Genomic DNA, 20,350 nt, shown 5'->3' with positions numbered 1-20,350 from the left:
TTTTCATGGTCTCCCCCCCCCCCCACCTCCCCCCCCCCCCCCCCCCCCCCCCCCCCCCCACCCCCCCCCCCCCCCTCCCCCCCTCCCCCCCCCCCCCCCCCCCCCCCCCCCCCGACGGCGTACGCGTAGGCGGGGGCTCACCAGGCCGTACGGACCTTGTTCTCCGAGGGGAGGAGTATCCACAGCGCTATGTACAGCAGGAACTGCGGACCCGGCAGCAGACAAGACGCCAGGAAGATCACGCGCATCGCGGTGGCGGAGATGCCGAAGCGCCGAGCCAGCGCGGCGCACACTCCGCCGATCATCCGGCCGTTCGCGGGGCGGGCAGGGCGGGACATGGCGGCTCCTTCGTGAGCTGATCCGAGGCGGCCCTCGTGGCTGCCTCATCTGCTCTCGACGCTACGGAGACGAAGGGGGCATAGCGTCGCTCCACGGGGCGATCCCGACCCTGGGAATCGTCGGGGTCCGACCCTGAGCGGGCCCCTCATACGGCCGCTCCTCCCGCCCCTCGGCCAGGCGGCGCAGCCGTGCGCGGCCCAGCGGGACCACCGCGAGATGCGCGAGCACGACGCCCGCGGTGTTCAGCAGCAGCGAGTCGACGTCCGTGACCTGGCCGGGTACGCCGGTCTGGAGCAGCTCGATGGCCAGGGAGATCAGGGCGCCCGCGGTCGCGGTACGCAGCAGTGAGCCCAGCGGGGAGACGGCCAGTCTGCCGCTCGCGACCGGCAGCAGGACGCCCAGCGGCGCCAGCAGCACCAGCCCCTCGCCGATCCTGCGGGCGGCTTCGAGGCCGCCCAGCGCCAGGTCCGCGCGGATGCCGGCGAACGGACGCAGGTTGGCGGGCATCACCCAGGGGACGTCCAGCGGTCGCAGCGTGAACCAGGCGACGAGCGCGAGATGTGCGACGAGGAGGAAGCCTCCGGTCACACGGATGCGGAACGCGGCGTTGCCGCCCATGGAGCCTTGACGCTGCACGCCCCCCAAGACGCGGCGTCCCGCGCAAACGGTTCCGCCACAACGGGTGTGAGGCCTACGCCACATCCCGTCTGATGCTCGGGCGGTGCACAACTCGGCGTCAGCGACGTACCGCCCGGTGGTGGCTGAGGGCGGGGCGCTGCGCGACTCGGCATCAGGAAGTGCCGCTGGGCTGTCGCTGGGGCGGGGGCGTTGCGCAGCTCGGCGTCAGCGAGGTGCCTCCGCGCCCACCCGTGCCGCCCCTAGCGGCACGCATGCCCGCGGCTAGGGCGGCGCGCAGGCCGCGTACGGCGGCCCCGCACCACCCACAAACAGCAGGCGCTACCGCACGCACACCGCAGACGTCACCGCAGACGTCACTCCGCCGCAACCACCGTGCTGGGCGGCCGCACGCGCCCCGGATCCGCCCGCACCTCGGACGTGCACTCGTAGCGCCGAGCCGCCCCCGCCGGCCCGCCGAGGATGACCGACCCGTCGCCCTCCGCGGCCTCGGAGTCGGAGAAGGTGCACACGATCTGGGCCAGCGCGTAGGACGACAGCCGGTCGGGAGCGACGCTCAGCCGCAGCGTGTCCTCCGGGTCACCCTCCCGGGGCCCGCCCGTCTTGATCCGGGACGGCACGTCCGTCGTGTACCCGGCCAGCCGCTCCTCCGCCGACGGCCGCTCCGCGAGCTCGTTCAGCAGCCCCTGCGCGAGCAGCACCCGCCGCGCCGAGTCCGCCGTACCCTCCGGAATGTTCACCGACCGGTCGACACTCACCAGCGAGGCGCCACAGCGCAGGAACACCTGCACCGCCAGCCCCCGCGCGGACTGCGTGGCCACGTCCGGCGCGGACAGCGAGCAGTGGGCCCGCGACGGCGCCGCGCCGTAGTCGGTCGGCACCTCCGTGGCCCGGATCCCGCACCCCGTCACCGTCCCGACGAGCAGCCCCAGCGCCAGCGCCCGGCGCGCGTTCACGACGCGTCCCCCTTCGTGTCCTGCCCGGTCTCCCGCTCGGTCGGCTCCGCGGCCTCCGTCCCGTCCTGGGGCAGCCGCAGCGTGAACACCGCGCCGCCGTCGGGGGAGTTGGCGGCGGTGATCTCCCCGCCGTGGATGTGCGCGTTCTCCAGCGCGATGGACAGCCCGAGCCCGCTGCCCTCCGACCGCGGCCGGGACGCACTGGCCTTGTAGAAGCGGTCGAACACGTGCGGCAGCACGTCCTCGGGGATGCCGGGCCCGTGGTCGCGGACCTCGATGACGACCTCGTCGGCGGCGGCCCGCACGGCCACCCGCACGGGCGACCCGCCGTGCTTGAGCGCGTTGCCGATCAGGTTGGCCAGGATCACGTCCAGCCGGCGCGGGTCGAGCTGCGCGTGGATCCCGCGCTCGGCGTCCAGATCCACCGCGTCCAGCCACGCGCGCGCGTCGATGCAGGCGGTGATCAGATCGGCGACGTCGACGTCGTCCAGCACCAGCCGGGCCGTACCCGCGTCGAAGCGGGTGACCTCCATCAGGTTCTCCACGAGGTCGTTCAGCCGCCGCGTCTCGCTCACGACCAGCCGCACCGCGGGCTCGATCATCGGGTCGATGCCTCCGGCCTCGGAGTCCAGCTCCTCCTCCAGCACCTCGGTGACGGCGGTGATCGCGGTCAGCGGGGTACGCAGCTCATGGCTCATGTCGGCGACGAACCGCCGTGAGGCGTCGTCGCGGGAGGCCATGTCGGCGACCCGCTTCTCCAGTGCCTCGGCGGCGTTGTTGAACGTCCGTGACAGATCGGCGAGTTCGTCGGTGCCCGACACCCGCAGCCGGGTGTCGAGTCTGCCCTCGCCGAGCCGCCGCGCGGCGACCCCGAGCCGGTGCACCGGCTTCAGCACGGTCGTCGCCGCGGCCTGCGCGAGCAGCGCGGAGCCGATCAGGGCGAGGCCGGTGGCGATGCCCAGCGACCAGGCGAGGGAGTTGAGGTCCTTGGCCTCCGGCTCCAGCGACTTGAGCATGTAGCCGGTCGCACCGCCGCCGATCACCCGGGTGCCGGCCACCAGGTACGGCGTGCCGTCGTCGACGACACGCTGCCAGTACAGGTGGTACTCGGCGTCGTTGGTGGAGGTCAGCGGCTGCTTGCGGTTCACCGCGGTCCGCAGGGACCTGGGCACGTCACCGAGCTCGAAGCCGTTCAGCCCGCCCGAACCGCCGTACACCGTCTTGCCGTCGGGGTCCTCGGCGACCAGCAGGACCGTGAAGTGCTGGCTGCCGCCCGCCATCAGGCCGGCGGTGCGCTGGAGGTCGTCCTGGCTGGGGTGTTCGGGCAGGGCGCCCGCGCGGCTGCGCATCTCCTGCTCGAAGTCGCGCAGCACCGCGTCCTGGGCGCGGGTGAGCACCGCCTCCCGGTTCAGCCAGTAGGCGATGCCCGACGCGGACACGGCGGCGGTCAGCGCGACGAGGCCGAACACGACGACGAGCCGCAGCCGCAGACTGGTGAAGCGCAGCCTCGAGAAAGCTCCCTTGCGATCCGCGGCCCAGCCGCGGAGACCCCCTTGCTCCGTCGTCACTGAGGCGGATCCAGCCGGTAGCCCACGCCGCGCACGGTACGGATCAGGGTCGGCGAGGACGGTACGTCCTCCACCTTGGCGCGCAGCCGCTGCACACAGGCGTCCACGAGCCGCGAGTCACCGAGGTAGTCGTGCTCCCACACCAGCCGCAGCAGCTGCTGGCGCGACAGCGCCTGACCGGGGCGGCGGCTCAGTTCCAGCAGCAGCCGCAGCTCGGTCGGGGTCAGCTGGAGGTCCTCGCCGTTCTTCGTGACGGTCATCGCCGCGCGGTCGATGACCAGGCTGCCGAAGGCCGCAGCGTCGTTGGACTCGCGCTCGCCGCGCCGCAGCACGGCCCGGATCCGGGCGTCGAGGACCCGCCCCTGCACGGGCTTGACGACATAGTCGTCCGCGCCGGACTCCAGGCCCACCACGACGTCGATGTCGTCGCTGCGCGCGGTGAGCAGGATGATCGGCAGCTGGTCCGTGCGCCGGATGCGCCGGCACACCTCGAAGCCGTCGATGCCGGGCAGCATCACATCCAGCACGATCAGATCCGGGCGCTGCTCGCGCAGCAGCTTCAGACCGTCCTCACCGCTGGCAGCGGTCGCCACGCGGTGACCCTGGCGCGTCAGTGAGAGCTCCAGGGCCGTCCGGATGGCGTCGTCGTCCTCGATCAGCAACAGGGAAGGCACGGGCTCATTCTGGCCCATGGATGCCGTACGGATGAACCTGTGGAGCCGATGGAACGCAGCCCTTACGCGCGATTCCGCTGAGTGATCTCCCTTTCCGGCCCCGGCGCGAGGGCCGTTCCCGCCGCTCCCGCCGCCCTCCTCCCGCCCCTCTCTTCCCGGCGACGACCCCTGTGACAGCTCTGTGACAGTCGGCGGACACGGCGATGAAGTGGCCCCGGCAAGCTTTTCGGCACAAGGAAGAACGCAGACCGAACACCGGCAAGTCCACGACGGGGGGCGCGAGATGAACACGCTGCACGGTATGAGCACCAGCGCAGTGATCACGCGTCTGCACGACGTGAACGCGCACCGGGGTTCCGAGAAGTCCGGTGCCGTGAGCGGGCGGGGGTGCGCTCGCGGCACCGGGCGTCAGCACACCGCGCATGCGCCGCAGGCCGAACGGCCGTACATGGCGGTGGTGGAAGGTCTCACGGGGGAGACGCACGGGGGAGCCGCGTACAGGGAGGAATCGGGGGAGCGTCACTCCCGGTCGCAGGCCACGGACGCCGAAGCGGCGTTCACCGCCTACGTCCAGGAGCGCCGCGCCTCCCTGTACGCCACCGCCTACCACCTGACCGGTGACCGCTTCGAGGCCGAGGACCTGCTCCAGAGCGCGCTGTTCTCGACCTACCGGGCGTGGGACCGGATCAGCGACAAGGCGGCGGTCGGCGGTTACCTCCGCCGCACCATGACCAACCTGCACATCAGCGCCTGGCGGCGCCGCAAGCTGAACGAGTACCCGACCGAGGAGCTGCCGGAGACGCCCGGCGACACGGACGCGATGCGTGGCACCGAGCTGCGCGCGGTCTTGTGGCAGGCGCTCACCCGGCTGCCCGAACTCCAGCGCACCATGCTGGTCCTGCGCTACTACGAGGGCCGCACGGACCCGGAGATCGCGGACATCCTCGGCATCAGTGTCGGCACGGTGAAGTCCAGCATCTGGCGCTCGCTGCGCCGGCTGCGCGAGGACGAGGTCCTCAGCTTCGGCCGTGACGAGGAGGACGCCTTCGGCGAGCTGGTCGCCTGAAGCGCGAAAAAAGTTCCCCGAGAGGTGTATCAGGGGGACGGTACGGGGGTCTTGCTCACAGGTCCGGGGGGACCACGGGGGATGGATCAGGGGGGACACGGGGGAAGCAAGACCGACGGGGGAATGCACGGGGGAGCACAAAGGAAGCGGGACTGGAGGGCCGGGGGGTCCAACCAGTCCCGCTTCCGCGTTCCCGCTCAAGGGGCGCGGGGAACTGCGCGAAAGACCACGACGAACGCAGCACCCTGCCACCCCACACGAAGCCCCACGGACCAAGGGGCGCGAGGAACTGCGCGACAAGCCACGACGCACCCGCACACACACGACGGCCCCAGCCACCCCAGGGGTGCGAGGAACTGCGCGACAAGCCAGACACGGCCCCGACGCGCACGACGGCCTCAGCCACCCCAGGGGCGCGGGGAACTGCGCGACAAGCCACAACGCACCCGCACCCGCACCCGCTCACGCACCGCACACACGGCACCCCGCAGCCGCCGCCTACCCGCAGAAAGCTCAGGCCGCAGACCGCGAAGCCGCGCACCGCCCAGCCGCCGCAGCCGCCAGCCGGCCCAACGCCTCGTCACGACCGCACGCGTACGCCCCCAGCGAGGCCTGCCGGGCCACGATGGACCGCTCGTCCCGCATCAGCCGCCAACCCCTGCGCAGCAGGAACGGCACGGACTTACGCCCCTCCCGCAGATCCCGCAGGAACCGCCGCCGGAAGGTCGTGACCGGCCCGCGGCTCAGGCACAGCGCGTCGGCGAGCACCCCGAGCTCCTGGCAGCGCCGCACGATCTCGGCGGCGAAGATGCCCTCCGCGATGAACAGCGGCGTGCGCCCGATGTCGACGGAGTCGGTGCCGGTGCGGGCGCTGAGCGAGATGTCGTAGACCGGAATGCCGGTACGGCCCGTGCGGCACAGTTCGGTGATCGCGACGACGGCGGCGTCCGCGTCCCAGGACTCGGGGTGGTCCCAGTCGATGTCGGAGCTCCCGGCCACCTTCGGCAGCGTCGGGTCGTCGCCCTCTTTGTAGAAGTCGTCGAGCCGGAGCACCGGGAGACCGGAGCGGGCGGCCAGCAGGGACTTGCCGGAGCCGGACGGGCCGCAGAGCAGCACGACGCGCGTGGGTATGGGCGGATGGGAGCTCACGGGACACCAGTCTGAGGCATTCACGCGCCGTTCACCCACTCGCGGGTCGGCTTTGAAGCCCGCATCACACCTCAACTACCCTTCGTGTCGAACCGATTACCTTACGCAGCAGAAGGTGGCAGCGATGGCCCGACACGGCAGGACCGAAAAGACCGGCAAGGCCGAAAGGAATCCGCACTCCACCGGACGGCGGGCGCTGGCCGCGCTGGCGACGGCCGGTGTGGCGCTCGGCGCGTCCGCGACGACGGCCGCCGCGGCGGACGGCGAACCCGTGGTGGACGCGATGCGGACGACTCCGACGGCGCTCGGCCAGATCGACCCGCAGTCAGGGGTGGACGCGCTGACGCTGTCCCTGCGGTACGCCACCGGGACGGTGTCCTCGCTGAAGCCGAATCCGCTGGCCGGCACGGGTGCCGATCCGCTGGACAACGGCGTCGGGACGCAGTTGGCGGACTTCCGGCCGCTGACGTCCCAGATGCTGACGGGGCCGGTGGCCCAGGCGGAGTCCATCGGGTCGATCCCGCTGGTGGGCCAGGCGGTGGGCCTGCTCGGCAAGTGAGCGGCTGAGGCGGGCTTCTGCGCGTACGTGGCCGTTCGCGCAGTTCCCCGCGCCCCTGGGGTGGCTGGGGCCGTTGTGCGCATCCGGGCCGTGTGTGGCTGGTCGCGCAGTTCCCCGCGCCCCTAAAAGATCGCGCAGTTTCCCGCGCCCCCAAAAGACTGCGCAGTTCCCCGCGCCCCTTAAGGCGGTTCCCCGCACCCTCCTGTGGGGGTGCGGGGAACCGTTGCGTTCGGGGGCGTCAGTAGGCGGAGCCCGACGCGCCCAGGCTGCCTGTGGGGTGCCAGACCGTCTTGGTCTCCAGGAACGCCGTCATGCGCTCCGTTCCCGCCGGGGCGGACCAGTCGTCCACAGGCTGTGGACGAAGAACCCGCTTGAGGTTGTCGGCCGCGGCGATCTCCAGCTCCTTGGCGAGCACCTCGTCGGCGCCGGCCAGGTCGATCGCGTTGACGTCCTGGTGCGCGGCCAGCGGGGCGGAGATCTCCGCCGTACGGCCGGACAGGACGTTGACCACGCCGCCGGGGACGTCGGAGGTGGCCAGCACCTCGCCCAGGGACAGGGCGGGGAGCGGGGCGTTCTCCGATGCGACGACCACGGCCGTGTTGCCCGTGGCGATCACCGGGGCGATCACCGAGACCAGGCCGAGGAAGGACGACTCCTGCGGGGCGACGACCACGACGACACCGGTCGGCTCCGGGGAGGAGAGGTTGAAGTACGGGCCCGCCACCGGGTTGGCGCCGCCGACCACCTGGGCGATCTTGTCGGTCCAGCCCGCGTACCAGACCCAGCGGTCGATCGCCGCGTCGACCTGCGCGGCGGCCTTCGACTTGGACAGGCCCTCGGCCTCGGCGACCTCGCGCACGAACTGCTCGCGGCGGCCCTCCAGCATCTCGGCGACGCGGTAGAGGATCTGGCCGCGGTTGTACGCCGTCGCGCCCGACCAGGCGCCGAAGGCCTTGCGGGCGGCCACCACCGCGTCACGGGCGTCCTTGCGGCTCGCCTGCGGAGCGTTCGCCAGCCAGTTGCCCTTGGAGTCGGTCACTTCGTACACCCGGCCGCTTTCGGAACGGGGGAACTTGCCCCCCACGAACAGCTTGTAGGTCTTGAAGACGGAGAGTCGAGAGACATCAGACATCGAGGTACGCCTCCAGGCCGTGGCGACCGCCCTCGCGGCCGAAGCCCGACTCCTTGTATCCGCCGAACGGCGAGGTCGGGTCGAACTTGTTGAACGTGTTGGACCAGACGACGCCGGCCCGGAGCTTGTTCGCCACCGCGAGGATGCGGGAGCCCTTCTCGGTCCAGATGCCCGCCGACAGGCCGTACGGCGTGTTGTTCGCCTTGGCGACGGCCTCGTCGGGCGTACGGAAGGTCAGCACCGACAGGACCGGGCCGAAGATCTCGTCGCGGGCGACGGTGTGCGCCTGGCTGACGTTCGTGAAGAGCGTCGGGGCGAACCAGTAGCCGCTCTCGGGCAGTTCGCAGGCCGGGGACCAGCGCTCGGCGCCCTCGGCCTCGCCGCGCTCGACGAGCGAGGTGATCCGGGAGAGCTGCTCCTCGGAGTTGATCGCGCCGATGTCGGTGTTCTTGTCCAGCGGGTCGCCCAGGCGCAGCGTGGAGAGCCGGCGCTTGAGGGAGTCCAGCAGTTCGTCCTGGATCGACTCCTGGACCAGCAGGCGCGAGCCCGCGCAGCAGACCTGGCCCTGGTTGAAGAAGATGCCGTTGACGATGCCCTCGACGGCCTGGTCGATCGGGGCGTCGTCGAAGACGATGTTGGCGCCCTTGCCGCCCAGTTCGAGGGTGACCTTCTTGTGCGTGCCCGCGATCGACCGCGCGATCTGCTTGCCGACGGCCGTGGAGCCGGTGAAGGCGACCTTGTTCACGTCGGGGTGCGCGACGAGCGAGGCGCCCGCGTCGCCGTAGCCGGTGAGGATGTTGACGACGCCCTTGGGCAGGCCCGCCTGGCGGCAGATGTCCGCGAAGAACAGTGCGGACAGGGGGGTCGTCTCGGCGGGCTTGAGGACGACCGTGTTGCCGGTCGCCAGCGCCGGGGCGATCTTCCACGCCAGCATCAGCAGCGGGAAGTTCCAGGGGATGACCTGGCCGGCCACGCCCAGCGGCTTCGGGTTCGCGCCGAAGCCCGCGTGGTCGAGCTTGTCGGCCCAGCCCGCGTAGTAGAAGAAGTGCGCGGCGACCAGCGGGAGGTCCGCGTCGCGGGTCTCCTTGATCGGCTTGCCGTTGTCCAGCGTCTCCAGGACGGCCAGCTCACGGCTGCGCTCCTGGATGATCCGAGCGATGCGGAAAAGGTACTTCGCGCGCTCGGAGCCGGGCAGCGCGGACCATTTCTCGAAGGCCTTGCGGGCGGCCCTGACCGCCCGGTCCACGTCCGCCTCGCCGGCCTGGGCGATCTCGGACAGCACCTCCTCGGAGGACGGCGACACGGTCTTGAAGACCTTGCCGTCCGCCGCCTCGGTGAACTCGCCGTCGATGAACAGGCCGTAGGACGGGGCGATGTCGACGACCGAGCGGGACTCGGGCGCCGGTGCGTACTCAAAAGTCATGTCGATCAGTCCACCGTCACGTAGTCGGGGCCGGAGTAGCGGCCGGTGGCCAGCTTCTGGCGCTGCATCAGCAGGTCGTTCAGCAGCGAGGAGGCGCCGAAGCGGAACCAGTGGTTGTCCAGCCAGTCCGCTCCCGCGGTCTCGTTGACCAGGACCAGGAACTTGATCGCGTCCTTGGTGGTGCGGATGCCGCCGGCCGGCTTCACGCCGACCTGCACCCCGGTCTGGGCGCGGAAGTCACGGACTGCCTCCAGCATCAGAAGCGTGTTCGCGGGGGTCGCGTTGACGGCGACCTTGCCGGTCGAGGTCTTGATGAAGTCGGCGCCGGCCAGCATGCCGAGCCAGCTGGCGCGGCGGATGTTGTCGTACGTCGAGAGCTCGCCGGTCTCGAAGATGACCTTCAGGCGGGCGGCGCCCGAGGCCTCCTTCACGGCGACGATCTCGTCGTACACCTTCAGGTACTTGCCCGCGAGGAAGGCCCCGCGGTCGATGACCATGTCGATCTCGTCCGCACCCGCGGCGACGGCGTCGCGCACGTCGGCCAGCTTCACGTCCAGCGCGGCACGGCCGGCCGGGAAGGCGGTGGCGACCGAGGCGACCTTGACGCCGGAACCGGCGACGGCCTCCTTGGCGACGGCCACCATGTCGGGGTAGACGCAGACCGCGGCCGTGGTGGGCGTGGAGCGGTCGGTCGGGTCGGGGAGGACCGCCTTGGCGCCGAGCGCCCGGACCTTGCCCGGGGTGTCCGCGCCTTCCAGCGTCGTCAGGTCGACCATCGAGATGGCGAGGTCGATCGCGTACGCCTTGGCGGTCGTCTTGATGGAACGGGTGCCGAGGGAAGCGGCGCGTGCCTCCAGGCCGACCGCGTCTACGCCGGGCAGCCCGTGGAGGAAGCGGCGCAGCGTGGTGTCTGACGACGTCACGTCCGGGAGGGCGTTTGCTGCGGTGGGTGCATTGGTGGGCATGGTCACCAGACGAGCATATCTACGCGCGTAGCGGCTGTACAGGGGGTGAGGTTCCACTTCTTCTTTCGCGGGGCATTTGTCCGGACTGTGTGTGCGGGTGGTGGTGGGCCGGTCGCGCAGTTCCCCGCGCCCCTGGGGGGGTGCCGGTGCGTGTGCGTGCGCGGGCTCGTCGGTGGTTGTTCGCGCAGTTCCCCGCGCCCCTGGATGGGGTGGCGGTGTGTGTGCGTGTGCGGGCTCGTCGGTGGTTGTTCGCGCAGTTCCCCGCGCCCCTAGGGGGTGGCTGTGTGTGGCCAGGTGTGGGTGCTTCGTGGCTGATTGCGCAGTTCCTCGCGCCCCTTGGGGGGATCGTGCGTGTGTGGGTGCGCGTTCTCGGTGGCTGGTCGCGCGGTTCCTCGCGCCCCTGAGGGGGTGGCCCTGGGTGCGCGGGTGCGGGTTTGCGTGGGTCTCCGCCCTCCTGGGCGGGGTGGTCCCGTGGCTCTCGAAGCGGGGCAGCACGGGCCCACCTGAAGGGGCGCGGGGAACTGCGCGAACAGCCACGACGGACCCGCACCGGGCAACGCGCACAAGGCAGGCGCGCGGGGGGCGCTGGTGGGGCCGGCGCGGACGGGGTGGGTGGGGCCGCGTGCATAATCGGCGGCATGACCACCAACGACCGGATCTACCGCTCACCCATGGCCCTCGTCGGCGGCGTGCTGCTGCTCGCCCTCGCCGCGTGGCTGGGGATCGACGCCATGGTCCAGGGTGAGGGAAACACACCCTGGCAGGCGCTGGGCGGACTGCTCACCTTCGTGCCGGTCGTCGTCGCCTTCACCGTCCGCCCGGCCGTCTTCGCCGACGACAACCGCCTGCGCGTGCGCAACCCGCTGCGGGTCGTCACGCTGCCCTGGGGCGAGATCGTCTCGCTGCGCTCCGGCTACACCAACGAGGCCGTCGACAAGGAGGGCAGGAAGGTCCAGCTGTGGGCCATCCCCGTGTCGCTGCGCGGGCGCAAGCGGGCCGCCAAGCGCCAGCAGCGGCGTGACGCCCAGGAGACCGCCGCCGCACAGGGCAAGCGGGTCCGCGGCAGCCTCTTCGGACCCGGCGGCGACGTCGACGACGGTCCGCTGCGCGACCAGAGCGACAAGATCATGGACGAGCTGCGCGCCATGCACGAGGCCCGCGAGAAGGCGAACACCTCGCAGGGCGAGGTCACCGCGCGCTGGGCGTACGAGATCATCGCGCCCACGGTCGTCGGGGTCGTACTCCTCGTGGTGTTCGGCGCGCTGGGCTGACCGCGACCGGAGCGACCCACCCGGCGGGCCCGCTCGACTCCGCACAACCGCCTCGCCCTTCCGTACGTCTGAGACAAGCGATGACCAGCACATACACCAAGGGCGACGGCCCGCTGCCCCTGCCCGCCGCCCTCGTTCCCGACGGCTGCCCCGCCCTGGACGCCCAGGCGGCGCGCCGGTGGACCGCGGCGCTGCCGCCACGCCGGGTGCCGGCGCGTACCGCCACCGGCGGCGCCACCTTCGCCGTGAGCGTCGCCGCGCTCGTCGCGAGCGGTGCCCTCTGCCTCTACGCGGGCCTGCCCGCGTTCGCCGCCGCGCTCGTCGCGCTGCACCTGGTCTGGCTGCCCGCGCGCCCCGAGGCGGCAGTGCTGTCCGCGCCGCTCACGGCCGTGCTGCTGCTCGTGGCGCCGCACGGGGCGCCGCTCGCGGTGCGGCTCGCCGTGGTCGTCGTCCTGGCCGTGGTGTGGGGTCTGGCCCTGACGCGGGTGCGGGCCCGGGCCCGCCAGCGGGCCGCGGCCGAGACGGCCGCCGGGGGCGTCACGGCCGCCGTGCCCGGCGGGCGGGCGCCCGTGCGGCGCGGGCGCTTCATGACCGGGGCCGGGGTGCTCGTCGTCGTGGGCGCGGCCGTGCTGTTCGCCTTCCAGGACGCCTGGGACCTGGCCGAGGACCGGCAGGCGGCCCCGGCCGTCGCGGCCGGTTTCCTCGGGCTGGGACTCACGGTGATGCTGTCCGGCCTGCTGGCCCGCCGCCGGGCCGGCGTGCTGCACACCGCGCCGGTGCCCGTGCTGCGCGTGCTGGTGCGGGAGGGCGCCGACATGGACACCGAGGTCTTCGCCGCCGACGACACCGCGGCCCTGCGCCCCCTCTTCACCGTGGGCACGGCCCTCCGCGACGAGGACGACGAGGACGACAGCGAGCACCTCGACGACGGCGACAAGGACGAGGAAGCCGCCGCCCAGGAGTTTCAGGACCTGCTCGACCGGCTCGACGAGGAACAGCCCGGACCGCTGCGGGAGGCCGTCCTGTACGGCGTCCCGTACGACGGTGCCGAGATCGTCCTGGTCAGCGCCGCCGAGACGCCCGGCGAGCCGCCCGTGACGGAAGGCTCGACGGGCCCGGTCCGGCCGCTGTCCGAGCACGCGGCACGGCGCCGCACGACCCGGGAGACGCGGGCCGCGGCCGACGACCAGGCCGACCGGGAGCGGCTGGACGCGCTCACCGCGTCGGTGGCGGGCGGGCAGGTACGGCGATGGCGGGCCGGTCCGCGCGACTGGGCCATGGGCCTGTTCGCCCTGTTCCTCGCCGCCAACCTGGTCCTGGACGAGAGCGGTCTGTGGCGCTGGATACCCGGTCTGGTCGTGGGCCTGCTCGGCGTCGGCGCCCTGCCGCACATCGTCGCCTGGCGTGTCACGGCCGACCGGGACGGGCTGTGGCTCGACGGCATGAAGGGGCCGCGGCACATCGCCTGGGAGCACCTGCGGGTGGTGAAGGCCGTCGGGTCCGAGCTGAAGATCGACAGCACCCGGCGCGACTTCGTCGAGTGGACGCTGTTCAGTCCCCGCTGGCGCCGGCTGGAGCGACGCCTCGGCCGGGTGCACCGGCGGGACCGGATGGCCGCCGAGATCGACGCCCTGTGGAAGGACGAGGCCAGGCGCCCGGCGGAGCCCGCCGCCGCCCGCCAAGGGGGCCGCACCCTGTGGCCGTACGCCGTGGCCACGGCCCTCGTCTGGACCGCGCTGCTGTTCCTGGTTCCGTAGCTGCTGTTCGTGGAGCCGTGGGCGACGAGCCCGCCGTAGAGCCGCCCGGCCCCGGGGCTTCGTGGCGCGGGCTGCCGCGGTCGCGTCACCCGTCGCCGGGGATTCGCCCGACCGGGTGCCCCCCGGGCGGGTGAGGGCGCGGGGGACGCGGAGGAGGTACGGGGGCGCCTCCCGGACGGGGGAGGCACCCCCGGGCTCAGATGCCGGCCGCGGCCGACAGGTCGCGCTTGATGTCCGCCAGCAGCCCGGCGGCGCGGTCGCGGGCAGCCGGCAGGGCGGCGTGGTCGGCGACCGGCACGACGACCTCCAGGTAGCACTTCAGCTTCGGCTCGGTGCCGCTGGGGCGGACGATGACGCGAGCGCCGTCGAGGGTGTAGCGCAGGCCGTCGGTGGGCGGCAGCGTCGCGGTCCCCTTGGTGAGGTCCTCGGCGCGGGTGACGGCCAGGCCCGCCAGCGCGGTCGGCGGCCGCTCGCGCAGGCGCCCCATGGCGTCGGCGATGACCGACAGGTCCTGGACGCGCACCGAGAGCTGGTCGGTGGCGTGCAGGCCGTGCTCGACGGCGAGGTCGTCCAGCAGGTCGAGCAGGGTGCGGCCCTGCTCCTTGAGCTCCGAGGCCAGCTCGGTGACCAGCAGGGCGGCGGTGATGCCGTCCTTGTCGCGCACGCCCTCGGGGTCGACGCAGTAGCCGAGCGCCTCCTCGTAGCCGTAGCGCAGGCCCTCGACGCGGGCGATCCACTTGAAGCCGGTGAGGGTCTCCTCGAACGGCAGTCCCGCCTTCTCGGCGATACGGCCGAGCAGGGAGGAGGAGACGATCGACTCGGCGAAGGTGCCGCGCGCGCCGCGCTTCACCAGGTGGGCGGCGAGCAGGGCGCCGACCTCGTCGCCGCGCAGCATGCGCCACTCGCCGCCGTCCTCGACGGCCACCGCGCAGCGGTCCGCGTCGGGGTCGTTGGCGATGATCAGGTCCGGGTCCGTCTCGTGGGCCCTGGCGAACGCCAGGTCCATCGCGCCGGGCTCCTCCGGGTTGGGGAAGGCCACGGTCGGGAACGCAGGGTCGGGCTCGGCCTGCTCGGCGACCAGGACCGGCTCGGGGAAGCCGGCCCGGGCGAACGCGGCCAGCAGGACGTCCTTGCCGACGCCGTGCATGGCCGTGTAGACGGTCCGGGCGGTGCGGGCCGACCCCTCGGCCAGTACGGCGTCCGTGCGGGCCAGGTAGGCCTCCAGGACGGCGTCGTCGAGGGTCTCCCAGCCGCCCTCGGGACGCGGTACGTCGGCGAGGGCCGCGACGGCGTCGATCTCGGCGGCGATGCCGGCGTCGGCGGGCGGCACGATCTGGGAGCCGTCGCCGAGGTAGACCTTGTAGCCGTTGTCCCGCGGCGGGTTGTGGCTGGCGGTGACCTCCACGCCCGCGACCGCGCCCAGATGCCTTATCGCGAACGCCAGGACGGGCGTGGGCAGCGGCCGGGGCAGCACGACCGCCCGCAGGCCCGCGCCGGTCATCACGGCGGCGGTGTCGCGGGCGAAGTCGGCCGACTTGTAGCGGGCGTCGTAGCCGATGACGACGAGCCCGCCGGCCCGCCCCTCGGCCTTGAGGTACGCGGCGAGTCCGGCGGCGGCACGGATGACCACCGAGCGGTTCATGCGCATCGGTCCCGCGCCCAGCTCACCGCGCAGACCGGCGGTGCCGAACTGGAGGGTGCCGCCGAAGCGGGCGGTCAGCTCGGCGACGTCCCCGGCGTCGATGAGCGCCCTGAGCTCCTCGCGGGTCTCGGGGTCGGGGTCCTCGGCCAGCCACGCCTCGGCCCGTGCCAGCGAATCGTCGGTCACCTGCGGTCAACCTCTCGTGTGGGGGGGTGAGGGCGGGCCCGGCTCCCAGGGGCTGGCCCACCCCGTTGCGCCTTCGGGGGCCGGGGACCTACAGGCGGCCGAGCACCTGGGTCAGCAGGGCGCCCATCCGGGCCGCCGAGTCACGGCCGGCCTGGAGGACCTCCTCGTGGTTCAGCGGCTCGCCGGTCATGCCCGCGGCGAGGTTGGTGACCAGGGAGATGCCGAGCACCTCGGCGCCCGCCTCACGGGCCGCGATGGCCTCCAGCACGGTCGACATGCCGACCAGGTCGGCGCCGATCACGCGGGCCATGCGGATCTCGGCCGGGGTCTCGTAGTGCGGGCCGGGGAACTGCGCGTAGACGCCCTCCTCCAGGGTGGCGTCGATCTCCTTGCACAGGGCGCGCAGCCGCGGGGAGTACAGGTCCGTCAGGTCGACGAAGTTCGCGCCGACGATCGGGGAGGTGGCGGTGAGGTTGATGTGGTCGCTGATCAGCACCGGCTGACCGGGGCGCATGCCCTCGCGCAGTCCGCCGCAGCCGTTGGTGAGCACCACGGTCTTGGCACCGCCCGCGACCGCGGTGCGCACGCCGTGGGCGACGGCGGCGACGCCGCGGCCCTCGTAGTAGTGGGTGCGGCCCAGGAACACCAGGGCCCGCTTCTCGCCGATCTTGTACGAGCGGACCTTGCCGCCGTGGCCCTGGACGGCCGGCGGCGGGAAGCCGGGCAGCTCGGTGACCGGGAACTCGGCCTCGGGCTCGCCGAGCGCGTCCACGGCCGGGGCCCACCCGGAGCCCATCACGAGGGCGACGTCGTGGGACTCGGCGCCGGTCAGTTCGCGCAGGCGCGCGGCGGCGGCGTCGGCGGCGGCGTACGGGTCGCCCTGGATGTCGTCCGGAAGAAGAGATGCGTTCACGTCGACGAGAGTAGCCGGTTATTACCTACGCGCGTAGATGACAGAGCTCACGGTATGGCGATCGTTGTCTTGTCGTTTCCGACGAAAGGCCGCGCGCAGGGCGGTCACTCCTCGGTGATGACGACGTCCTTGTCGTTGAAGACCTCGACGATGAAGACCAGGAGCCGGCCCAGGCTGAGCGTGTACTCCACCAGGATGTTCTGCGTGAGCCGGACCGTGCGGTCGTCCCCCGTGGAACTTATGGCGCGGGACGCCGGCAGGAAGGGGTCCCGCGCCAGCACGGCGATCCCCTTGTCGAACGCGGCGCGCTGCCGGTCGTCGAGCCTGTCCCGTGCCGTCGCGGCCTGCTCGGTGTAGAAGACCTGGTAGGTGCGCCGTCCCTCGGGCATGGGAGTCTCCGTTCGTGCGCCGATCCCCGTCGAGTCTAGAGGCCGGGCCCCCATCAGCACGGACGCTTCCGCAGCTCCATCACGTAGTCGTGCGGAGCGCCCGCGGACTCCGCCGCGTCGGCGACCTCGCCGAGGTAGCGGGCCGAGGGCAGGCCGCCCTCGTAGGCGTTGAGGACGTACGTCCAGGCGGACTCCTCGCCGTCCAGGGTGTGGACGCGCACTCGCATCCGGCGGTAGATGCCCAGGCCGACGCCCTCCCAGCGGTCCAGGGACTCCTCGTCCATGGGGGCGAGGTCGTAGAGCGCGACGAAGACCTGGGCGGCGGGCTGCTCGACGATCGTCGCGAGCGCGCCCTCCCAGCCCATCTGCTCACCGCCGAAGGTCATCCGCCACCCGTTCAGCCAGCCGGTGGCGCGCAGCGGCGAATGCGGGGCGCGGCGGGTCATCAGCCGCGCGTCGAGATTGCCGGCGTAGGCGGCATAGAGCGACATGCAGAGAGGGTACGGCAGCCGGAACGTCCGTCACTCCCGACTTCCGCAGTCCCGTCCGGACGGCCCGGGTACCCCGCTCGGGCCCCCGGGGCAGTACCACCTTGAGGCGTGCGGGACAATGGAGTACGTGACTCGGATCGTGATCATCGGTGGCGGACCCGGCGGCTACGAAGCTGCCCTGGTGGGCGCTCAGCTCGGCGCGGAGGTGACCGTCGTCGACTGCGACGGTCTGGGCGGAGCGTCGGTACTGACCGACTGCGTGCCGTCGAAGACCCTTATCGCTACGGCCGAGGTGATGACCACCTTCGACTCCTCGTACGAGGAGCTGGGCATCATCGTCGCCGACGACACTCCGCACATCGACACCCCGGCGCGGGTCGTCGGCGTGGACCTGGGCAAGGTCAACCGGCGTGTGAAGCGGCTCGCGCTCGCGCAGTCGCACGACATCACCGCCGCCGTCACCCGGGCCGGCGCCCGTGTGATGCGCGGCCGCGGCCGCCTGGAGGGCATGCAGGCCCTCGACGGCTCCCGCAAGGTCGTCGTCACCGCCGCCGACGGCACCGAGGAGACCCTCACCGCCGACGCCGTCCTGATCGCGACCGGCGGCCACCCGCGCGAGCTGCCCGACGCCCGCCCCGACGGCGAGCGCATCCTGAACTGGACGCAGGTCTACGACCTCACCGAGCTCCCCGAGGAGCTCATCGTGGTCGGTTCCGGCGTCACCGGCGCGGAGTTCGCGGGCGCCTACCAGGCGCTGGGCTCCCGCGTCACGCTCGTCTCCTCCCGCGACCGGGTGCTGCCGGGCGAGGACCCGGACGCCGCCGCGGTCCTGGAGGACGTCTTCCGCCGCCGCGGCATGAACGTCATGGCCCGCTCGCGCGCCGAGTCCGCCAAGCGCGTGGGCGACCGCGTCGAGGTCACCCTCGCCGACGGCCGTGTGATCACCGGCTCCCACTGCCTGATGGCGGTCGGCGCGATCCCCAACACGGAGGGGATGGGCCTGGAGGAGGCCGGGGTCAGGCTCAAGGACTCCGGGCACATCTGGACCGACCGGGTCTCCCGCACCAGCGCGCCCGGTGTGTACGCCGCCGGTGACGTCACCGGCATCTTCGCGCTGGCCTCGGTCGCCGCCATGCAGGGCCGTATCGCCATGTACCACTTCCTCGGCGACGCGGTGACCCCGCTGAACCTGAAGACGGTCTCCTCGAACGTCTTCACGGACCCCGAGATCGCCACCGTCGGCTACAGCCAGGCCGACGTCGACGCGGGCAAGATCGAGGCGCGGGTCGTCAAGCTGCCGCTGCTGCGCAACCCGCGCGCGAAGATGCAGGGCATCCGCGACGGCTTCGTCAAGATCTTCTGCCGTCCCGGCACGGGCATCGTGGTCGGCGGAGTGGTCGTCGCGCCGCGCGCCTCGGAGCTGATCCACCCCATCTCGATCGCCGTCGACAACAACCTGACGGTCGAACAGATCGCCAACGCGTTCACCGTCTACCCCTCCCTGTCCGGCTCGATCGCCGAGGTGGCGCGGCAGCTGCACACGCGCAAGGCGACCGGCGAGGCCTGACCGCGGCCGGAACCGACTCCCCGTCCGTCACGGGGAGTTGCGGCCTCTGCGGATGGCACGGGCGGCGGGAGTATGCCCGTATACCACTACCCGCTGCCCTGTGCGAACAACTTCTGTTATTCGGCGCAAACTGCTGAAACCAGACGGTCGTTGGGGTTACTGTCAGTTTCGTGTTCGCTGCAGAACGTCGCCAATTGATCCTAGAAATGGTGCGAGCGAACGGAGCAGTGTCGCTCCGTGAGCTCGCCCGCGTCGTCCAGACCTCAGAAGTGACCGTACGACGGGATGTGCGGGCGCTGGAGGCAGAAGGACTCCTCGACCGCCGGCACGGCGGTGCGGTACTGCCGGGCGGTTTCACGCGCGAGTCCGGCTTTCCGCAGAAATCGCATCTCGCGACCGCCGAGAAGACGGCCATCGCCGACCTCGCCGCGAACCTCGTCGACGAGGGCGAGGCCATCGTGGTCGGTGCGGGAACCACCACGCAGGAACTGGCCCGCCGGCTCGCCCGTATCCCGGGGCTGACCGTCGTCACCAACTCCCTGCTGGTCGCCCAGGCCCTCGCCCACGCCAACCGCGTGGAGGTCGTGATGACCGGCGGCACCCTGCGCGGCTCCAACTACGCCCTCGTCGGCTCCGGCGCCGAGCAGTCCCTCCAGGGGCTGCGGGTGTCCAAGGCCTTCCTGTCGGGCAGTGGGCTGACCGCCGAGCGCGGCCTGTCCACGTCCAACATGCTCTCGGCGTCCGTGGACCGGGCCCTGGTGCAGGCCGCCGCCGAGGTCGTGGTGCTCGCCGACCACACCAAGCTCGGCACGGACACCATGTTCCAGACCGTGCCGACGGATGTGATCACCCGGCTCGTCACCGACGAGCCGCCGGCGCACGACGACCGGGCCGCGACCGAGCTTCAGGCGCTCGCCGACCAGGGTGTGCAGATCGCTGTCACCGGTACGTCGGGAAACGCCCAGGGGGGCGCGGCGGGTGGGGGGCCGGGGGGTGATGCCACCGCGGCGCGGCCGCAGCGGCGTGACGTTCCCTTGCCGGCGCCCCGGCGTGGCGTCCCCGGAGCGGCGTCGCTGCGGGGGGCTGCCGTGATGACCGACCCTGGGGTCGGGGGGCCTGAGCAGCGGGCTGCTCGGGTTGCCGATATGCGGCGGCGGTAGCGGGTCGCTTGCCGCGGGCCGGCTGTGTTCTTCGCCGTGGGGCGTGGGGTGCGTTTGTCCTGTGCCGGGCTGTTGTGGCTGGTCGCGCCCGCGCGGCGGAGCCGCAGATGACAGCGTCCGCGCCCCTTAGGCCCGTGGGGGCTTGGCGTGGGTGTGTCCCGTGCTGCGTCGTCGTGGCTGGTCGCGCAGTTCCCCGCGCCCCTTGGGCGGGTGGGGCTTGGCGTGCTGGTGCGGGTGCTGGGCCGCAGATGACAGCGTCCCGCGCCCCTCGGGCGCGTGGGGCTGGGCGTGCTGGTGCGGGTCCTGGGCCGCAGATGACAGCGCCCCGCGCCCTGCGCGGTGGAGCTCAGATGACTGTGCCCCGCGCCCACCTTTGAGGTGGGTGCGGGGCACTTTTGTCTCGGGGTGGGGGTCAGTCCTTGATCTCGCAGATGGGGGCGCCGGAGGTGATGGAGGCGCCGACCTCGGCGGTGAGGCCCTTGACGGTGCCGGACCTGTGGGCGTTGA

Annotated in this window: 20 protein-coding genes; 6 read left to right on the top strand and 14 right to left on the bottom strand. The window is 72.4% G+C overall.

Annotated features, from left to right (window positions below; all coding sequences use genetic code 11):
• Positions 1-137: 137 nt before the first annotated feature.
• The 5 genes from ACZ6SQ_RS15890 to afsQ1 form a co-directional block, all read right to left on the bottom strand.
• Complete coding sequence (locus tag ACZ6SQ_RS15890) at positions 138-338, bottom strand: PspC domain-containing protein (RefSeq protein ID WP_389320088.1); 201 nt, start codon at positions 336-338, stop codon at positions 138-140.
• Between the two features lie 61 nt (positions 339-399).
• On the bottom strand, positions 400-975 hold the full coding sequence (locus ACZ6SQ_RS15885; RefSeq protein WP_469561719.1) for a VanZ family protein: 576 nt from the start codon (positions 973-975) through the stop codon (positions 400-402).
• A 356-nt stretch (positions 976-1,331) separates the two neighbouring features.
• Positions 1,332-1,931: a hypothetical protein gene (locus ACZ6SQ_RS15880; RefSeq protein ID WP_469561715.1), complete on the bottom strand. Its 600-nt coding sequence runs from the start codon at positions 1,929-1,931 to the stop codon at positions 1,332-1,334.
• The gene (locus ACZ6SQ_RS15875) at positions 1,928-3,499 is read right to left on the bottom strand and encodes an ATP-binding protein (protein WP_469561712.1); all 1,572 of its coding nucleotides are present in this window, start codon (positions 3,497-3,499) and stop codon (positions 1,928-1,930) included. Before ACZ6SQ_RS15875 ends, ACZ6SQ_RS15880 begins: the two co-directional genes overlap by 4 nt.
• On the bottom strand, positions 3,496-4,173 hold the full coding sequence (gene afsQ1 / locus ACZ6SQ_RS15870; RefSeq protein WP_073940367.1) for a two-component system response regulator AfsQ1: 678 nt from the start codon (positions 4,171-4,173) through the stop codon (positions 3,496-3,498). The genes ACZ6SQ_RS15875 and afsQ1 overlap by 4 nt, the downstream gene beginning before the upstream one ends.
• A gap of 283 nt (positions 4,174-4,456) precedes the next feature.
• Here afsQ1 and ACZ6SQ_RS15865 point away from each other — a divergent pair, with 283 nt between their 5' ends.
• On the top strand, positions 4,457-5,239 hold the full coding sequence (locus tag ACZ6SQ_RS15865) for a SigE family RNA polymerase sigma factor (RefSeq protein ID WP_469561706.1): 783 nt from the start codon (positions 4,457-4,459) through the stop codon (positions 5,237-5,239).
• A gap of 513 nt (positions 5,240-5,752) precedes the next feature.
• Here the strand turns inward: ACZ6SQ_RS15865 and ACZ6SQ_RS15860 are convergent.
• Positions 5,753-6,388 carry a uridine kinase family protein gene (locus ACZ6SQ_RS15860; protein ID WP_469561704.1) on the bottom strand — a complete coding sequence of 212 codons (636 nt, stop codon included), beginning with the start codon at positions 6,386-6,388 and terminating at the stop codon, positions 5,753-5,755.
• A gap of 124 nt (positions 6,389-6,512) precedes the next feature.
• On the opposite strand from ACZ6SQ_RS15860, the gene ACZ6SQ_RS15855 reads away from it, so the two are divergent.
• Complete coding sequence (locus tag ACZ6SQ_RS15855; RefSeq protein ID WP_469561701.1) at positions 6,513-6,947, top strand: hypothetical protein; 435 nt, start codon at positions 6,513-6,515, stop codon at positions 6,945-6,947.
• 238 nt (positions 6,948-7,185) lie between these two features.
• On the opposite strand, the gene ACZ6SQ_RS15850 is transcribed toward ACZ6SQ_RS15855, so the two are convergent.
• From ACZ6SQ_RS15850 to deoC, 3 genes are read right to left on the bottom strand one after another with little or no spacing between them, the layout of a single operon-like run.
• A complete protein-coding gene (locus tag ACZ6SQ_RS15850; protein ID WP_469561698.1) occupies positions 7,186-8,079 on the bottom strand; it encodes an aldehyde dehydrogenase family protein in 894 nt (297 codons plus the stop codon).
• Positions 8,072-9,508, bottom strand: a complete 1,437-nt coding sequence (locus ACZ6SQ_RS15845; RefSeq protein WP_469562183.1) for an aldehyde dehydrogenase family protein — start codon at positions 9,506-9,508, stop codon at positions 8,072-8,074. The genes ACZ6SQ_RS15850 and ACZ6SQ_RS15845 overlap by 8 nt, the downstream gene beginning before the upstream one ends.
• Positions 9,508-10,467 carry a deoxyribose-phosphate aldolase gene (gene deoC, locus ACZ6SQ_RS15840; RefSeq protein WP_469562180.1) on the bottom strand — a complete coding sequence of 320 codons (960 nt, stop codon included), beginning with the start codon at positions 10,465-10,467 and terminating at the stop codon, positions 9,508-9,510. The genes ACZ6SQ_RS15845 and deoC overlap by 1 nt, the downstream gene beginning before the upstream one ends.
• A gap of 638 nt (positions 10,468-11,105) precedes the next feature.
• Between deoC and ACZ6SQ_RS15835 the strand changes: the two genes are divergently transcribed.
• Both ACZ6SQ_RS15835 and ACZ6SQ_RS15830 read left to right on the top strand, forming a co-directional pair.
• A complete protein-coding gene (locus ACZ6SQ_RS15835) occupies positions 11,106-11,738 on the top strand; it encodes a PH domain-containing protein (RefSeq protein WP_469561695.1) in 633 nt (210 codons plus the stop codon).
• 80 nt (positions 11,739-11,818) lie between these two features.
• Positions 11,819-13,495 (top strand): hypothetical protein, encoded by a 1,677-nt coding sequence (locus ACZ6SQ_RS15830; RefSeq protein ID WP_469561692.1) that lies wholly within the window; start codon positions 11,819-11,821, stop codon positions 13,493-13,495.
• 196 nt (positions 13,496-13,691) lie between these two features.
• On the opposite strand, the gene ACZ6SQ_RS15825 is transcribed toward ACZ6SQ_RS15830, so the two are convergent.
• The 4 genes from ACZ6SQ_RS15825 to ACZ6SQ_RS15810 all read right to left on the bottom strand — a co-directional run bounded on the left by ACZ6SQ_RS15825 (position 13,692) and on the right by ACZ6SQ_RS15810 (position 17,116).
• Positions 13,692-15,323 (bottom strand): phospho-sugar mutase, encoded by a 1,632-nt coding sequence (locus ACZ6SQ_RS15825; RefSeq protein ID WP_469561689.1) that lies wholly within the window; start codon positions 15,321-15,323, stop codon positions 13,692-13,694.
• An 88-nt stretch (positions 15,324-15,411) separates the two neighbouring features.
• Positions 15,412-16,236: a purine-nucleoside phosphorylase gene (locus ACZ6SQ_RS15820; RefSeq protein ID WP_469561686.1), complete on the bottom strand. Its 825-nt coding sequence runs from the start codon at positions 16,234-16,236 to the stop codon at positions 15,412-15,414.
• 104 nt (positions 16,237-16,340) lie between these two features.
• Positions 16,341-16,625, bottom strand: coding sequence for a hypothetical protein (locus ACZ6SQ_RS15815; protein WP_469561682.1), 285 nt, complete (start codon positions 16,623-16,625; stop codon positions 16,341-16,343).
• 53 nt (positions 16,626-16,678) lie between these two features.
• Positions 16,679-17,116, bottom strand: a complete 438-nt coding sequence (locus tag ACZ6SQ_RS15810; protein ID WP_386377524.1) for a gamma-glutamylcyclotransferase family protein — start codon at positions 17,114-17,116, stop codon at positions 16,679-16,681.
• Positions 17,117-17,234: 118 nt separating this feature from the next.
• Between ACZ6SQ_RS15810 and ACZ6SQ_RS15805 the strand changes: the two genes are divergently transcribed.
• Entirely contained in the window at positions 17,235-18,683 is a 1,449-nt protein-coding gene (locus tag ACZ6SQ_RS15805; RefSeq protein ID WP_389320125.1) for an NAD(P)H-quinone dehydrogenase, read from the top strand.
• Positions 18,684-18,889: 206 nt separating this feature from the next.
• Entirely contained in the window at positions 18,890-19,843 is a 954-nt protein-coding gene (locus ACZ6SQ_RS15800) for a DeoR/GlpR family DNA-binding transcription regulator (RefSeq protein WP_469561679.1), read from the top strand.
• A 412-nt stretch (positions 19,844-20,255) separates the two neighbouring features.
• Here the strand turns inward: ACZ6SQ_RS15800 and ACZ6SQ_RS15795 are convergent.
• Positions 20,256-20,350: biotin/lipoyl attachment domain-containing protein (locus ACZ6SQ_RS15795; RefSeq protein WP_469562177.1), on the bottom strand; the 95-nt coding region annotated here is incomplete at its 5' end.

The sequence above is a fragment of the Streptomyces sp. NPDC048600 genome, from assembly GCF_055587025.1.
The sequence above is the reverse complement of the archived record's forward strand: the minus strand, read 5'-3'. Positions and strand labels throughout refer to the sequence as shown.

Bases quoted from the DNA above. Each gene is read 5' to 3' on its own strand.
- ACZ6SQ_RS15800 (WP_469561679.1), top strand. From the start codon at position 18,890: ATGGTGCGAGCGAACGGAGCAGTGTCGCTCCGTGAGCTCGCCCGCGTC.
- ACZ6SQ_RS15890 (WP_389320088.1), bottom strand. From the start codon at position 338: ATGTCCCGCCCTGCCCGCCCCGCGAACGGCCGGATGATCGGCGGAGTG.
- deoC (WP_469562180.1), bottom strand. From the start codon at position 10,467: ATGCCCACCAATGCACCCACCGCAGCAAACGCCCTCCCGGACGTGACG.
- ACZ6SQ_RS15855 (WP_469561701.1), top strand. From the start codon at position 6,513: ATGGCCCGACACGGCAGGACCGAAAAGACCGGCAAGGCCGAAAGGAAT.
- ACZ6SQ_RS15865 (WP_469561706.1), top strand. From the start codon at position 4,457: ATGAACACGCTGCACGGTATGAGCACCAGCGCAGTGATCACGCGTCTG.
- ACZ6SQ_RS15835 (WP_469561695.1), top strand. From the start codon at position 11,106: ATGACCACCAACGACCGGATCTACCGCTCACCCATGGCCCTCGTCGGC.
- ACZ6SQ_RS15815 (WP_469561682.1), bottom strand. From the start codon at position 16,625: ATGCCCGAGGGACGGCGCACCTACCAGGTCTTCTACACCGAGCAGGCC.
- ACZ6SQ_RS15810 (WP_386377524.1), bottom strand. From the start codon at position 17,116: ATGTCGCTCTATGCCGCCTACGCCGGCAATCTCGACGCGCGGCTGATG.
- ACZ6SQ_RS15830 (WP_469561692.1), top strand. From the start codon at position 11,819: ATGACCAGCACATACACCAAGGGCGACGGCCCGCTGCCCCTGCCCGCC.
- ACZ6SQ_RS15850 (WP_469561698.1), bottom strand. From the start codon at position 8,079: ATGTCTGATGTCTCTCGACTCTCCGTCTTCAAGACCTACAAGCTGTTC.
- ACZ6SQ_RS15805 (WP_389320125.1), top strand. From the start codon at position 17,235: ATGGAGTACGTGACTCGGATCGTGATCATCGGTGGCGGACCCGGCGGC.